Annotated in this window: 15 protein-coding genes; 7 read left to right on the forward strand and 8 right to left on the reverse strand. The window is 61.0% G+C overall.

Annotation, left to right across the window (positions count from 1 at the left end):
- Window positions 1-10: 10 nt before the first annotated feature.
- The gene (locus GA0061103_RS01445) at window positions 11-871 is read left to right on the forward strand and encodes a MurR/RpiR family transcriptional regulator (protein WP_092706399.1); all 861 of its coding nucleotides are present in this window, start codon (window positions 11-13) and stop codon (window positions 869-871) included.
- Between the two features lie 102 nt (window positions 872-973).
- Window positions 974-1,750: an SDR family oxidoreductase gene (locus GA0061103_RS01450; protein WP_092706400.1), complete on the forward strand. Its 777-nt coding sequence runs from the start codon at window positions 974-976 to the stop codon at window positions 1,748-1,750.
- A gap of 87 nt (window positions 1,751-1,837) precedes the next feature.
- Here GA0061103_RS01450 and GA0061103_RS01455 read toward each other — a convergent pair whose 3' ends face one another.
- From GA0061103_RS01455 to GA0061103_RS01485, 7 genes are all read right to left on the reverse strand, one after another.
- Window positions 1,838-3,244 (reverse strand): purine-cytosine permease family protein, encoded by a 1,407-nt coding sequence (locus tag GA0061103_RS01455; RefSeq protein ID WP_092706402.1) that lies wholly within the window; start codon window positions 3,242-3,244, stop codon window positions 1,838-1,840.
- Window positions 3,245-3,412: 168 nt separating this feature from the next.
- Entirely contained in the window at window positions 3,413-4,270 is an 858-nt protein-coding gene (gene nadC, locus GA0061103_RS01460; RefSeq protein ID WP_092706404.1) for a carboxylating nicotinate-nucleotide diphosphorylase, read from the reverse strand.
- A 1-nt stretch (window position 4,271) separates the two neighbouring features.
- Entirely contained in the window at window positions 4,272-5,813 is a 1,542-nt protein-coding gene (locus GA0061103_RS01465) for an L-aspartate oxidase (protein WP_092706406.1), read from the reverse strand.
- Window positions 5,810-6,781: a quinolinate synthase NadA gene (gene nadA / locus GA0061103_RS01470; protein ID WP_092706408.1), complete on the reverse strand. Its 972-nt coding sequence runs from the start codon at window positions 6,779-6,781 to the stop codon at window positions 5,810-5,812. The genes GA0061103_RS01465 and nadA overlap by 4 nt, the downstream gene beginning before the upstream one ends.
- A gap of 69 nt (window positions 6,782-6,850) precedes the next feature.
- Complete coding sequence (locus GA0061103_RS01475) at window positions 6,851-7,753, reverse strand: NUDIX hydrolase (protein ID WP_092706410.1); 903 nt, start codon at window positions 7,751-7,753, stop codon at window positions 6,851-6,853.
- Window positions 7,754-7,952: 199 nt separating this feature from the next.
- On the reverse strand, window positions 7,953-8,159 hold the full coding sequence (locus tag GA0061103_RS01480) for a hypothetical protein (RefSeq protein ID WP_245304623.1): 207 nt from the start codon (window positions 8,157-8,159) through the stop codon (window positions 7,953-7,955).
- A 154-nt stretch (window positions 8,160-8,313) separates the two neighbouring features.
- Window positions 8,314-9,006 carry a GntR family transcriptional regulator gene (locus tag GA0061103_RS01485; RefSeq protein ID WP_092706414.1) on the reverse strand — a complete coding sequence of 231 codons (693 nt, stop codon included), beginning with the start codon at window positions 9,004-9,006 and terminating at the stop codon, window positions 8,314-8,316.
- A 130-nt stretch (window positions 9,007-9,136) separates the two neighbouring features.
- Here GA0061103_RS01485 and GA0061103_RS01490 point away from each other — a divergent pair, with 130 nt between their 5' ends.
- The 5 genes from GA0061103_RS01490 to GA0061103_RS01510 are packed head-to-tail and all read left to right on the forward strand — an operon-like array spanning window position 9,137 to window position 14,411.
- Window positions 9,137-10,141 (forward strand): ABC transporter substrate-binding protein, encoded by a 1,005-nt coding sequence (locus tag GA0061103_RS01490; protein WP_092706416.1) that lies wholly within the window; start codon window positions 9,137-9,139, stop codon window positions 10,139-10,141.
- Between the two features lie 51 nt (window positions 10,142-10,192).
- Entirely contained in the window at window positions 10,193-11,008 is an 816-nt protein-coding gene (locus GA0061103_RS01495) for an ABC transporter ATP-binding protein (RefSeq protein WP_092706418.1), read from the forward strand.
- Between the two features lie 3 nt (window positions 11,009-11,011).
- A complete protein-coding gene (locus tag GA0061103_RS01500) occupies window positions 11,012-11,875 on the forward strand; it encodes an ABC transporter permease (RefSeq protein WP_092706420.1) in 864 nt (287 codons plus the stop codon).
- A 55-nt stretch (window positions 11,876-11,930) separates the two neighbouring features.
- A complete protein-coding gene (gene araD / locus GA0061103_RS01505; RefSeq protein WP_092706422.1) occupies window positions 11,931-13,667 on the forward strand; it encodes an L-arabinonate dehydratase in 1,737 nt (578 codons plus the stop codon).
- An 18-nt stretch (window positions 13,668-13,685) separates the two neighbouring features.
- A complete protein-coding gene (locus GA0061103_RS01510; protein WP_092706424.1) occupies window positions 13,686-14,411 on the forward strand; it encodes a ribonuclease activity regulator RraA in 726 nt (241 codons plus the stop codon).
- 53 nt (window positions 14,412-14,464) lie between these two features.
- On the opposite strand, the gene GA0061103_RS01515 is transcribed toward GA0061103_RS01510, so the two are convergent.
- A complete protein-coding gene (locus GA0061103_RS01515; protein WP_167376534.1) occupies window positions 14,465-15,013 on the reverse strand; it encodes a DUF922 domain-containing Zn-dependent protease in 549 nt (182 codons plus the stop codon).
- Between the last annotated feature and the right edge of the window lie 42 nt (window positions 15,014-15,055).

Below are 15,055 nucleotides of genomic sequence, written 5' to 3' on the forward strand. Positions count from 1 at the left end.
AAAGGACCAAATGTCTATCCTGAAAAAGATCAGCGCGCAGCTTGAGACCATGGCACCAGCCGATCGCCAGATCGGGCAATTCATCATCGACAATCCCGACCAGATGTTGCGCCTGTCCTCGGCAGCACTTGCGGTCGAAACCGGCCGCAGCCAGTCGAGCGTCGTGAAATTCAGCCAGAAGCTCGGCTATGCCGGCTATCAAGAGCTGAAGCTGGCCGTCAGCGAGGCCAAGGCGCAGGAATGGCAGGCGCCGGCCGGCATGATCCACGGCACGATCGAGGTGGGCGACGGCTATCTGACGATCCTGCAGAAGCTGCTCGGCAGCAAGATGCAGGCGATGCAGCAGACCATTTCCGTCAATAACGAAGCCGACATCGAGAAAGCGCTCGAGGCGCTCCACGATGCAAGGCGCATCCATCTTGCTGGTGTCGGCGCCTCGTCGCTGGTGGCCCGCGATTTTTCCTACAAGCTGATGAAGCTCGGCCGTAACGTGCTGCATGATAGCGACAGCCATGTCCAGATGGCCAATGCGTCGACGCTTGGGCCGGATGACCTGCTCTTCGCGCTGTCTTACTCAGGTGCCAGCATCGAGACGCTGCGGATTGCGGAACTGGCAAGCCAGCGCCAGGCGACCGTCATCGCCGTCACCGGACTGCAGGACAACCCGCTGACCCGCGTGGCCGATATTTGCCTGCACACCGTCGGCGATGAGGATCGCGTCCGCTCCTCGGCGATCACCGCCCGCGACGCGCAGCTGATGCTGACCGACCTGCTGTTCATTCTGCTCGTGCAGCGTCAGCCGGATGCCAACGACTATGTCCATAACAGCGAGACGGCCGTTTCAGTGCTGAAGGCCAAGCGTCTTTCGTAAGTATCGGCACCCGGTCACCAAGCTGTGACGACGGCGAGCCTGTACGAGGATAACTTCGGGACGTAGCTTGCGGCCCCAGCAAACCATCTCGGAGAGATTCTCATGGACCTTGGTCTCAAGGATAAAGTCGTTCTGATCACAGGCGGTTCGAAGGGCATCGGCTATGCCTGCGCCGAACTCTTCCTGCAGGAGGGCGCGCGTGTCGCGATCTGCTCGCGCTCGCAAGCCAATATCGATGCCGCACTCTCCCGGCTTCCTGGTGCCCGCGGCTATGCCGCCGACCTGATCTCCGATGAACAGGCGCTGGCCGTGGTGGAGAAAGTCGAGCAGGACATCGGCCCGATCGATATTCTCGTCAACAGCGCGGGTGCCGCCGCACGCACGCCGGCGGACGAGCTGACGCCGGCCATCTGGCGTGCCGCGATGGATGCGAAGTATTTTTCCTACATCAACGTCATCGATCCTGTCATCAAACGCATGGGCGCGCGCGGCACGGGTGCCGTCATCAACATTATCGGCAATGGCGGCAAGATCGCCTCGCCCGTGCATCTGGCCGGCGGATCGGCCAATGCCGCCCTCATGCTCGCAAGCGTCGGACTCGCCAATGCCTATGCCGGCAAGGGCGTGCGGGTCGTCGGCCTCAATCCCGGCCTCACGGAGACGGATCGTGTCGCCGAAGGCCTGAAGGCGGCGGCGAAGATCTCAGGCTCGACCGAAGAAGAAGCGCTTGCCGATGCGCTGAAGCGCATCCCGATCGGCCGCATGGCAAGCCCTGCCGATATCGCCAATGTCGTCGCCTTCCTGAGCTCGGCCAAGGCGAGCTATGTGACCGGCGTCGTGATCAGCATGGATGGCGCCCAAGTGCCGGTCATCGTCTGACCCCCGGGCCGTCAATCCTCACCTCGCTCACCGAGGCGGCCGGCAACCTGCAGGAGGTAGCCGGCCGAAACCCATAGAAGAGTTCTGCTAGCTTCGGGCCGTGGCTTCCAGGATCATCTCGCTTGGGGCGACCTTCGCATTGCGCTGCAGGGCGTAATAAACGACGGCGGTCACGACCAGGCTGACGGCCCACGAGATATCGGCATCATTGAGCGCGACCGCAATCGGCCCTTCATAGAGAGGCTGATTGAGGAACGGGATCTGCACGACGACGCCGAGGACATAGCATCCGAGCGCGGTCCAATTGTAGGCGCCATAACGGCCCGACGGATCGTAAAGGGCCGGAATATCCACCTTCTCCTTCGAGATGAGGTAGTAGTCGATGAGATTGATCGCGCTCCAGGGCACGAAGACCGCCAGCAGCATCAGCACGAAATTCTTGAACGCCGCGAGGAAATCCGCGCTTGCGAGCACGGCGATCAGCACCGATAGGGCGACGAACCCGACGATATAGAGCGCCCTCGCGCCACTGGAAATCCGGGTCTGGCTGCTGAACGAGGTAAAGGTCGTAAGGATTGCCATGAAGCCGCCATAGGCGTTCAGGCAATTGATCGTCAGCTTGCCGCAGATGATGACGATATAAACGAGAACAGCGCCTTGCCCGGCCAGGGTGCCAAGAAAGCCGACCTGGTTCGAAAGGAATTTTGCGCCAACGGCCGCGACAAGAACGCCGAATGTCATGGCAAGCTGCGAGGCGATCGCCGAGCCGAGCAGCGTATAGAGGAATGCCTTGCCATCCGGCGTGGAGGACGGAAGGTAACGCGAATAGTCGGCAACGTAAGGTGCATAGGTCAGCTGCCATCCGGCCGAGAGCGACACGGCCAGTAGGAAGGTCGCCAACGTCGCAGGCTTTTGACCGAAGGCGGCTTGAATGTCGTATTGGTGGAACAGCTGATAGGCTAGGTAGGCAAAGCCGACGATGCTGATGACCGTCGCGATCCGCCCCATGATGTGGATGACCTTATAGCCGATGAGCGCGATCACGGCGCTGAGCACGCCGAAGATCACCATGCCGACGGCCGGATTGGATATGCCGAGAAGAAGGTTCATGGCCTGGCCGGCCAGCACCGTGCCGGTCGCAGCAAAGCCCAGATACATCAGGATGACCAGAAGCAACGGAAGGGTCGCGCCTTTGACGCCGAACTGCGCACGGCTGCTGATCATCTGTGGCAGCCCGAGGCGCGGCCCCTGTGCCGAATGGAGGGCCATCACGATGCCGCCGAGGATGTTGCCGACGGCCAGACCCACGATCGCGGTCATTGCCTCCGCGCCAAACACGACGGCAAGCGCGCCATCCAGAACCGCCGTGATCTGCAGGTTCGCTCCAAACCAGAGCGTGAACTGGTCTCTCGGGAAACCATGTCGCTCGCTCTCCGGTATCCTGTCTATGGTTCTGCGCTCGGCGAATCCATCGCCGGTTCTGTCACCGCTCATCCTGCGCTCCTCCTGGGGGAATTCGGTACTCAAGGACCAATCTATACAAAGGAAGGAGCTCTTTTGTATATACATTTTACCCCATTCACATTGCTCCTTGCGACTTGGATTCGAGAGTTTGTCCCTTGTTGCTGTAACAGGATCGCCGCAACGACAGCGCCTCGCGCCTCAGGTTGCCGCCCTCCAGTCCAGCCCGATATCGAGCGTTGGCGCACTGTGTGTCAGCCAGCCGACGGATATGAGATCGACGCCGGACGCGGCGATCGCGGCGGCCGTTGCCGGCGTGATGCGGCCGGAGGCTTCGGTAATGGCCCGGCCGCCGACGATATCGACCGCCTCGCGCAGTTGATTCGGCGTCATATTGTCGAGCAGCACGGCATCGACGCCTTCCTGCATGGCTTCGCGAAGCTGCGCCAGTGTGTCCACCTCGACCTCGATCTTGACCATATGACCCACGCCCGCCTTGGCACGGCCGATGGCCTCGGCGATGCCGCCGGCAATTGCGACGTGATTGTCCTTGATCAATACCGCGTCATAGAGCGCGAAACGATGATTCATACCCCCGCCGGCGCGCACGGCGTATTTTTCCAAGGCCCGGAGACCCGGTGTCGTCTTGCGCGTGCAGACGATCGAGGCCTTCGTGCCGGCGATCGCCTCGACGATGCTGCCGGTCACGGAGGCAATGCCGGAGAGATGGCCCAGGAAATTGAGCGCAGTCCGCTCGGCCGTCAGCAGGCTGCGGGACGGCCCTTCTATCGTCGCGATGACCTCGCCGGCACCAACCTTCGCACCATCGGGCACGTGACGGGTCATGACAATGGCGGGATCGACCAGCTGGAAGGCAAGTTCAGAGGCATCGAGACCTGCAACAACGCCCGCCTGACGCGTCACCATCGCGACACGGGAGCGATGTTCCGCCGGAATAACGGCCGTCGATGTGACGTCGCCGGCAAGGCCGAGATCTTCGACAAGGGCATTGCGCACCAGCGGTTCGACGATCAGGCGTGGGAGGGGAGCAAGCGTCATGTCAGGCACTCCTTGCGAGGGAATAGGGGGTGACGGACCTGGCGATATCCAGGGCGTCGGAGAGATTCATCATGCGGCGCTGCGCATATGGCAGCTTCAACGGAAAGTCCGTGCGGGCATGGGCTCCGCGCGATTCCGTCCTGAGACTTGCGAAGACGGCGATCAACAATGCGACAAGCGCCGGATCGGCGCCCGGTCCTTCGCTCTCGCAAAGCGGCAGGAGCGCCGCGATCGCGCCATGGATGGCACCGGCATTGCGCAAGACACCGAGATGCCGCGACACGATCGGCCGAACGAGTGCCGCATCCGGTGCAATCGTCTCGGGAAGATGCTTCGGCAGTCTTGCTGCCACTGAGTCGGTGCCGGCAATATCGCGCGCCGCTCTCATACCCATGACGGCTGCTTCCAGCAGAGAATTGCTGGCGAGACGGTTGGCGCCATGCAGCCCCGTAGACGCCGCCTCGCCCACGACCCAGAGACCCGGAACCGAACTGCGGCCATTCTCGTCGGTCGCCACGCCGCCCATATGATAGTGAACGGCCGGACGCACAGGGATGGGATCGCTCGCCGGGTCGACGCCCACCTCGCGGCAAAGCGCTTCGATCACTGGAAAGCGCGTGGCGAAGCGAGTGCCGAGAGCATTGCGCGCATCGAGGAATACCTTGCCGCCGCGGGCGATTTCCGCGCTGATGGCACGAGCGACGATATCGCGCGGCGCAAGCTCGGCACCCTCGACACCCGCCATGAAGCGCTCGCCGCTTTCATTGACGAGCAGAGCGCCTTCGCCGCGAACCGCTTCGCTGACAAGCGCCAGCGGGCGCCTGCGGCTATCGAGCGCCGTCGGATGGAATTGCACAAACTCCATATCGGCAAGCCGCGCGCCAGCCCTTGCCGCAAGCGCAATCCCCTGCCCGAAATTGCCGACTGGGTTGGTGGTTGCATCGAACAGGCCGCCGATGCCGCCTGTAGCGAGGACAATGCGGGAGGACGGCAGCACGGCGCTGCCCTTGTCGCTGAGGCACAGAAGGCCGGCGACACGATCGCCATCGAGCAGCAGCCGCTGTGCCTGATAGCCCTCCAGCACCGTGATCGACGGCGTACGGGCTACTGCCTCGGCCAGTGCGCGGACAATGGCTGCACCCGAACCATCTCCTTTGGAGTGTACGATGCGACGAAGCGAGTGGGCGGCTTCAAGGCCGAGGGACAATTCGCCAGTAACATCGCGATCGAACTCGACGCCGGCACGCTCCAGCGCGGCAATGGCGGCGGGGGCTTCGGCAACAATCCTTGCCGCGACCTTCGCGTCGCAGAGCCCGTCGCCGGCCGCAAGCGTATCGGCGAGATGCAACGCGGGACTATCGCCCTCGCCTATGCTGGCGGCGATGCCGCCCTGGGCCCAGGCGCTTGAGGTCTCCGCACCGATCAAGGCGCGGGTGACGATCACGGTCGGTTCGGGCGCCAATGTCAAAGCGGTCATCAGCCCGGCAAGGCCGCTCCCGACGATGACGATACGGCCGCTCAAGTCTTCGAGAATCTCGCTCATATCGCCAGCATCCTTTCCACAGCGCGGCGGGCGTCGGCGGCAATTGCCGGATCGACCGTCACCTCATGCCGCCCCTCTTCCAAAGCCTTGCGGATATTGCCGAGCGTAATCCGCTTCATGTGCGGGCAAAGATTGCAGGGGCGGATGAACTCCACATCGGGGTGATGCACGGCGACATTGTCGCTCATCGAACATTCGGTCAGGAGAACGACGCGGGACGGATGCTTCTTGCCGACATAATCGGACATGACGGCGGTAGAGCCGGCGAAATCCGCTGCCTCGACGACATCGGGCGGGCATTCCGGGTGCGCGAGCACGGTCACGCCCGGATAATTCTCGCGCAGCTGACGGATATCATCTGCCGTGAAGAGTTCGTGAACCTCGCAATGGCCATGCCAGGCGATAAGCTCGACATTGGTTTCCCGCGCGACGTTGCGCGCCAGATATTCGTCCGGGAGCATCAGCACCTTGGGTACACCGAGCGATTCCACCACTTGCCGGGCATTGCCGGAGGTGCAGCAGATATCCGAAGCCGCCTTCACCGCCGCCGACGTATTGACGTAGGTGACCACCGGAACACCGGGATGGGCCTGGCGCAGCAGGGCGATATCCTCGGGCGTGATCGATTCCGCCAGCGAACAGCCGGCCTCCAGATCAGGGATCAGCACCGTCTTTTCCGGGTTCAGCAGCTTGGCCGTCTCGGCCATGAAATGCACGCCGGCAAGGACGATGATATCGGCATCGACTTCGACCGCCTTGCGGGCAAGCGCCAGGCTATCGCCAACGATATCGGCAACGCCATGGAAAATCTCCGGCGTCTGGTAGTTATGGGCGAGAATGACGGCGTTGTGCCGTCGCTTCAATTCGAGGATCGCCTCGACATCATCCTGGAACGACAGCCATTCGGCTTTCGGGATGACGCGGCTGACACGATCGTAAAGGGAGGATGCGGATATGGGAAGATTCATGGCCGGCTCCTTATTATACTCATTTTGAGTATATCATAAACAAATAGATATTCTCAGCGTGAGCATATGTCAATTGCGGGAGAGCGGTAATTTCGTTCCGGCGAATTCACGTTCTTCGAGGACGGCGCGGCGGAAGCGGAAAAGCTTGGCCGGACGCCCACCGGTCTCGCTTTCCGTGCCACCGGTTTCCTCGACCAGTTCCTGCTGCTCGATCAGCCGGCGGAAATTCTGCTTGTGCAGCGTCAGTCCGGCCAGCGCCTCCACGGTTTTCTGCAATTGTAGCAGCGTAAAATTCTCTGGCATGAGTTCGAAGACGACGGGACGGTACTTGATCTTGGCCCTGAGCCGCGCCATGCCGGTCGCAAGGATGCGGCGGTGATCGGCAAACATCGACCTGCCGAAATTATGCTTGAGATCGCAGCCCGCCTCGGCGACGAGACGTGCTTCGTAGAGCAATTCATAGCGCTGCAGGACAAGATCCTCGTTCCAGACAGCCCCATTCAGCCCGAAATCGAAATCGGCGCGACGGCGACGCTGGCCACGGCGCATCGCGTCTTCGTCGATCCATGGCGCGAGGCGAGCGGCGATGTCATCGACTATGCCCGGCCGGCCATCTCGATGATCCTCCCAGGGAAGATATTCATACCAGCCGTGCCAGCCCGGCATCCCGCCGCCGGGTGCCGCCTGTTCGCGCACGAGCCCGAGATAGCTGATCGAAATCGTGCGACCGCCGAGAATTTCATTGTTTCGATCGCGATCGGCAAAGGTATAGAGCTGCTCCAGATAGCCGACCGGATGGGCGGTCTGCTCCTGAACCCATTCGCGCAATCCGCTCTGCAGCGTGCGATGCCCGAGCTCGAACGGGCCGGATGGCAAGGCATCACCCGACCGCACCGTCATGACCCGTGGATCACTGCCCGTGACGGCCGTCAGAACCGCAATCAGCTCTGCATGCGCAAGCCCGATGGTCAAGCGAACTCCATGATCTGTTTCTCTATGAATCTTGTCGCATGAAGCGAGGTGCAAGCCAATGCGGGCGCCAGCACGCTCCACATCTCAAGACTGTCCGAAGAGCTGAAATGCTCCAGCCAATCAAGGCAGCACGACACTACCGGAGAAATGACGCCACTCCAGGCGAAGTCTATCTGGCCGATCGGCAGGAATTGCCATTTTACGATGGCAGCAGTTTCCTTCCCGCTTCGGTGAGGACGACAAAGTCTTGCTCTCGTTCAACAAGACCAAGATCCACCGCATCCTCCCAGATGGGCAATCGGGGACAACTCGTCCGCCACGCATCCATGACCTCGCGATAAGGTCGCGGACCGGCTTTCAGGAAAACCAGGAGATCAATGACAAGGCTATTGAGCGCTTCCATCATCACCTCCCTGAGTGGTGAAGCGAAAATATACACCTTCAGGCTATCACTGTCATGATGCCTTCGATGAGTTCTAGTGGCGACTGGATTGCCGGCGACATCAATCCTTTGCTGACGCCATAGCCAACCCTAACGGAACAGCCAGCGAAGTTCGGGCCTAGCGGCTCACATAATCCGGGTATTGTTCGCAAATGAGATCGACGATCGACAAGGTGCCTGACAAATGCCGGCGCAAAGCAGCGACGGCCGCCTCCGCATCGGCCGAGCGGACGGCATCGACCACCGCTTGATGGTCGACAATGATCTGTTCGAGCTTGCCCGGCATCGGCAGGTTGAGCATGCGTAGCCGGTCGAGATGCACGCTCTGGCGCCGGACGGTCGACCACAGGCCGAGAATGCCGGCCCGCTCATAGAGAACGCGATGGAAATCCTTGTCGAGCACATCGAAGAGATCATAGGTTTCCTGTGACACCACATGCTTCTGGCGAGCCAGGATGCCTTCGAGGATTGCTGCGGTTTCTGCAGGTGATTCGACGGCCAGCCTGCGGACCGCCTCCAGTTCGATCGATAATCGCAAGAAATGCGCCTCGGTCGCGTTGCGGATATCGATCCTCGCAACAACCGTCGCATATTGCGGATAGACCTCCACCAACCCCTCCTCCTCAAGCCGGATCAGGGCATCGCGCACGGGGGTCTGACTGACATTGAATTCGCTTTGCAGCGAGATGCGCGACAGGACCGTCGTTGGCGGCAGGCTCATCGAAAGAATGCGCGATCGCAGGATCTCCAGGATCTGAGGTCCCACCTGACGGGAGCGATCAAGGGCGAATTCTTTCGGGTTGAGCTTCACTGGCGGCCTTTCTGATCGAGAGCGTTTGCTCATTAAGCACAGTTCGGGGCTTGATGCACTGATACATTAGTGCTTTAGTTGGTTTAAGCCAACTTCATTTCTCAAGGGTTGGACCAATCGGGAGGAGCACATGAGAGGATTTCTTCGCTGTCTGACTGCGGTCGGCATGGTGGTCGCAGGCACCTTTTCGGCCGGCGCGGCCGAAAAGACAGACATTTCGATCACGCGCCAGCCGGGCATTCTTTATCTCGCCAGCCATGTGATGGAGACGCAGAAGCTGATCGAGAAGCATGCGGCGGCCGATGGCCTTCAGGGCGTCAAGGTGGAATGGCGCACCTTCAGCGGCGGCGGCGCACAGACCGACGCCCTGCTGTCCGGCAACGTCGACATCGTCAATACCGGCACAGGCAATCTCCTGCTGCTTTGGGACCGCACTCGAGGCAAGGTCAAGGGCATCGTCACCAATTCGGCCCAGCCGGTCATCATGGTTTCGCGCGACCCACGCATCCAGTCGTTGAAGGATATTCAGCCGGGCGACAAGATCGCCGTGCCGACCGTCGGCGTCTCGACGCAGGCAATTCTGCTGCAGATGGCTGCCGCGCAAATGTATGGCGACGACCAGGTGCACAAATTCGACGCCAATACGGTGCAGCTTGGCCATCCGGATGCAATGGCAGCGCTTGCCAATCAGACTCACGAGGTCAAGAACCACTTCTCCGCCCCGCCCTTTCAATATCTCGAACTGAAACAGCCGGGCGTTCACAAGGTCGTCGATTCCCGCGACATCATCGGCGGCGAGCTGACCCAGGGCACTTTTTTCACCACGACCCAGTTCGCAAGCGCCAACCCGACCATCATCAAGGCGGTGCGCGAGGCGACCGCCGAGGCTATCGATCTCATCAAAAAGGATCCGAAGTCGGCGGTGGAAGCCTACAAGACCGTCAGCGGCGACAAGACAAGCGTCGACGACCTTCTGGCTATCCTCAACGAGCCGCACATGATGGAGTTCCGCATGGACCCGCAGGGAACCATGAAGTTCGCGACCCATCTCTACAAGATCGGCACGCTGAAGACCATGCCCAAGGCGTGGACCGACTATTACCTGCCGGAAGCAGCCGATCTTAATGGCAACTAATCCTGAGGGCGGCGCGAATGCCGCCTTCAAGCCACCCCTCGGAGAAGGCTCATGCTTCAGGCAAAAACGCACGCCGACATGCCGATGACGGAAACGATGACCGCAACACAGCTTCTGAATGTCGACAAGGTAACGCTTCGCTACAAGACGCCGAACCTGCTCATCACAGCAACGGAAAACGTCAGTTTTTCGGTTGCCCAGTCGGACCGCTTCGTCCTCCTGGGACCTTCCGGCTGCGGAAAATCGACTCTGCTGAAGGCGATCGGCGGCTATATGACACCGACCGCGGGCCGCATCGAGATCAAGGGACAACAGGTCAAGAAACCCGGTGCTGACCGCATGATGGTCTTCCAGGAATTCGACCAGCTACTGCCCTGGAAGACGGTGCTGGAAAACGTCATGTTCCCGCTGACGACAGCCCGCCGCTTATCGCGCGGCGAAGCCGAGGCCATCGCCCGGGATTATATCGAAAAGGTCAAGCTCACCCGTGCGGTCGACACCTATCCGCACATGCTGTCAGGCGGCATGAAACAGCGTGTCGCGATTGCCCGCGGCATGGCCATGCAGCCCGATATTCTGCTGATGGACGAGCCCTTCGCAGCGCTCGATGCCCTTACCCGCCGGCAGATGCAGGACGAACTCCTGCAGCTCTGGGAGGATACCCGTTTCACCGTCATCTTCGTGACGCACTCGATCGCCGAGGCGATCAAGATCTCCAACCGTATCCTTTTGCTGTCGCCGCATCCCGGCCGCGTCAAGGCCGAAGTGCGCGATGTGGAAACCGTTCGCGACGACCCTGCCGCTGCCGCGAAACTGGAGCAGGAGATCCATCACATGCTCTTTGCCGAGCAGGGACACAGGGAGTAAGCTATGAGCACGCCGCAGATCATTCTTGCTCCACAGACAACGGAAGCCGCTGGCCATATCGCAGCTGTCGAGCAGAAGCTCGGCACAATGGAGCTCCTCTGGCAGTCGGGCCTGTTCCGCAAGTCGTTGCTGATCGTCGTCCTCGCCGTCATCTGGGAAGCCTATGCCCGGCATCTCGACAATCCGCTGCTGTTTCCGACGCTCAGCGACACCTTGACAGCGCTTTACGACCGTTTCGCCGATGGTGTGCTGCCGGCTCGCATCTGGACCACGCTGAAAATACTGGTGACAGGCTACGTCTCGGGAACGGTGCTCGCCGCCGCGCTGACGGTCGTTGCGATCAACACCCGCATCGGCACCGATTTCCTCGAAACCATGACGGCAATGTTCAATCCGCTGCCGGCCATCTCGCTCTTGCCGCTCGCCCTCATCTGGTTCGGCCTCGGCCCGGCGAGCCTCGTCTTCGTGCTTATCCATTCCGTCCTATGGGCTGTCGCGCTGAACACACATGCCGGCTTTCTCGGCGTCTCGCGCACCTTGCGCATGGTCGGTGCCAATTACGGGCTGACCGGACTCTCCTATGTCTTCCGTATCCTGATCCCCGCCGCCTTCCCGTCGATCCTGACCGGCCTGAAAATCGGCTGGGCCTTTTCCTGGCGCACGCTGATCGCAGCCGAACTCGTCTTCGGCGTCTCCTCCGGTCAGGGCGGTCTCGGCTGGTTCATCTTCGAAAACCGCAATCTTCTCGATATCCCCTCGGTCTTTGCCGGCCTGCTGACTGTCATCGTCATCGGGCTTATTGTCGAAAACCTGGTTTTTCAGACGATCGAGCGCCGCACCCTGCTAAAATGGGGCATGAAGGAATGATGCGGCGCACGGATTTATTCTTTCGACCAACATTTGAATACAAGGCTTAAATACAATGAACAGCAGGAAAAAGCCCTCGGAACTGCGCAGCGCCAGATGGTTCGCACCGGACGATCTCAGAAGCTCGGGGCATCGCTCCCGCACCATGCAGATGGGCTATGCGCCCGAAGAATGGGGGGACAAGCCCGTCATCGCCATCCTCAATACCTGGTCCGATGCCAACCCGTGTCATGCCCATTTCAAGCATCGCGTCGAGGATGTGAAGCGCGGCATCCTGCAGGCTGGCGGCTTTCCTTTGGAGCTGCCCGCACTGTCGTTGTCTGAAAGTTATGTGAAGCCGACGACCATGCTCTATCGCAACATGCTGGCGATGGAAGCAGAAGAACTCTTGCGCTCGCATCCGGTCGACGGCGCCGTGCTGATGGGCGGCTGCGACAAGACCACTCCCGGTCTCGTCATGGGCGCGCTCTCCATGGGACTGCCGATGATCTATCTGCCCGCCGGCCCGATGCTGCGCGGTAATTATCGCGGCGAATATCTGGGCTCCGGTTCCGACGCCTGGAAATTCTGGGACGAGCGCCGCGCCGGCACCATCTCCGAGAAGGAATGGGTCGATGTCGAGGCCGGTATTGCCCGCTCCTATGGTCACTGCATGACCATGGGCACGGCAAGCACGATGACAGCGATCGCCGAGGCGCTTGGCTTGACCCTCCCCGGCGCAAGCTCGATCCCTGCCCCGGACGCCAATCATATCCGCATGTCGTCAGCTGTCGGTCGGCGCATCGTCGAAATGGTTTGGGAAGATCTCGTTCCCTCGAAAATCGTCACGCAGGCCGCCGTCAACAATGCCGTCGCTGTCGCGATGGCGACGGGCTGTTCCACCAATGCCGTCGTGCATTTGATCGCGATGGCCCGGCGTGCCGGCACCAACCTCTCGCTGGACGATCTCGACAAGGCGGGACGGACGACGCCGGTGCTTGCCAATATCAGGCCGACGGGCAAAGCCTATCTGATGGAGGATTTCTACTATGCCGGCGGCCTGCGCGCGCTAATGGCGAAGCTCTCCTCGAAGCTCGACCTTTCGGCGCTGACCGTCTCCGGCGTCACCCTCGGCGAAACGCTTGAGGGGGCGAAATGCTACAATGACGATGTCATCCGTTCGCTCGACAATCCGGTCTATCACGAAGGGTCGCTTGCGGTGTTGAAGGGCAACCTTGCGCCGACCGGCGCCGTCATCAAGCCGGCCGCCTGCGATCCGCGCTTTCACAAGCACCAGGGTCCGGCACTCGTCTTTGACAGCTATCCGGAGATGAAGGCGGCGGTCGACAATGAAGATCTCGACATCACGCCCGATCACGTCATGGTGCTGCGCGGCGCCGGCCCGCAGGGCGGTCCCGGCATGCCCGAATGGGGCATGCTTCCGATCCCGAAGGCGCTCCTGAAAAAGGGCCACAGGGACATGCTCCGCCTCTCCGATGCCCGCATGAGCGGCACCAGCTATGGCGCATGCATTCTGCATGTCTCGCCGGAATCCCATGTCGGCGGCCCGCTGGCGCTGCTGCGCAACGGCGATATCATTCGCCTCGATCTTGAGGCACGTCGCATCGACATGCTTGTTGACGAGGACGAGTTGCAGCGGCGGCGCGATGCCTGGACCAAGCCAGCGGAAAAATTCGGCCGCGGCTATGGCTGGATGTTCTCACGCCATGTGGCGCAGGCCGACACCGGCTGCGACTTCGACTTTCTGGAAACCAGCTTCGGCCCGACGCCGGGCGAACCCGACATCTACTGATCACAGAGGATATATCGCATGAGCAATTACGTGCTGAACAAAGAGACGCGCGACAAGCTGATGGGCGTCGCGACGCCGACGATCGCCACTGCCCTCTTCAGACGAGGCTTGCGCAACCAGTTCATCCAGGACGTCCGGCCGCTTTCGCCGAAGAAGGCAAACATGGTCGGCCAGGCCTTTACGCTCCGCTATATTCCGGCGCGCGAGGACCTGAACACGCTTGAAGTCTTCCGCAACCCGGAACATCCGCAACGCGCCGCCGTCGAACAATGCCCGCCCGGCTTCGTGCTGGTCATGGACAGCCGCAAGGATGCGCGCGCCGCATCGGCTGGCTCGATCCTGATCTCGCGTCTGCAGGTGCGCGGCGTCGCCGGTGTCGTCACCGATGGCGGCTTCCGCGATAGCCCGGAAATCGCCGCTCTCGACATCCCTTCCTATCATCACCGTCCGTCGGCCCCGACAAACCTGACGCTGCATCAGGCGATTGAGATCAACGGCCCGATCGGCTGCGGCGATGTCGCGGTGTTCCCTGGAGACGTTCTCGTCGGCGACAATGAGGGTGTCATCGTCATTCCGGCGCACCTCGCCGATGAGATTGCCACGGAGACCGTAGAAATGACGGCCTATGAGGACTTCGTCACCGAAGAAGTCCTGAACGGCGCGACCATTATCGGCCTCTATCCCGCGACCAGCGACGCGCCGAAGCAGAAATTCGCCGAATGGCGGAAACAGAAGGGCCGCTAAGCCACTTCGATCGGGCGCAGCCGAAAGCATGCGATCGGCTGCGCTTTCCCGGCCTATTCTTCCCTTACAAGCTTCAAAACGAGCTGCTGGAGATTGCCGCCATCGCTGAACTCGACCTTGTCGAAGTCGCTGTTTCGCCGCCGCTCCTTATTGGAGATTTCGCCGAGCCGCTTCGTCAGTTCCGTGCGGATCTTGCTGCATCTCGGATCGTCGGGCACAGAAAAACCGACGCTCATCGCCTCGATTTCCTTGACCATGTCCTTGATGAAGCCGCCATGCACCCGCTCGTGCGCCTCGACGCCGGCAATGAATTTCTGCCAGCTTTTGCGGGTCGAAGCCGGCAATTGCGCCGAAGGTTTCGGTAAAGTGTAGGTGATGATCAGCTTCGGTATGTTGACGGTGATCGTGCAGGCGCCATCCGGCTGCGGCTCGTATTTCCGCGTCCAGGTGAGCTTGAAATCGGTATGGGCAATCGCCCTCACTTTCGGCCCAAGCAACGGGCCGCGCTCGCCGATCGAATCGTAGAGCTCAGCACCCGATGTTCCTGAAATCGCGTAGGTCTTGGTCGTCTCCACCGCCTGCCAATCGGCGTGCGCCGTCATCGGCAAGGAGGCAATGGCAATCGCCGCTGCAAGTGATCGAAT

This window comes from Martinezella multihospitum, from assembly GCF_900094585.1.
Taxonomy (GTDB): Bacteria; Pseudomonadota; Alphaproteobacteria; order Rhizobiales; family Rhizobiaceae; genus Rhizobium; species Rhizobium multihospitium.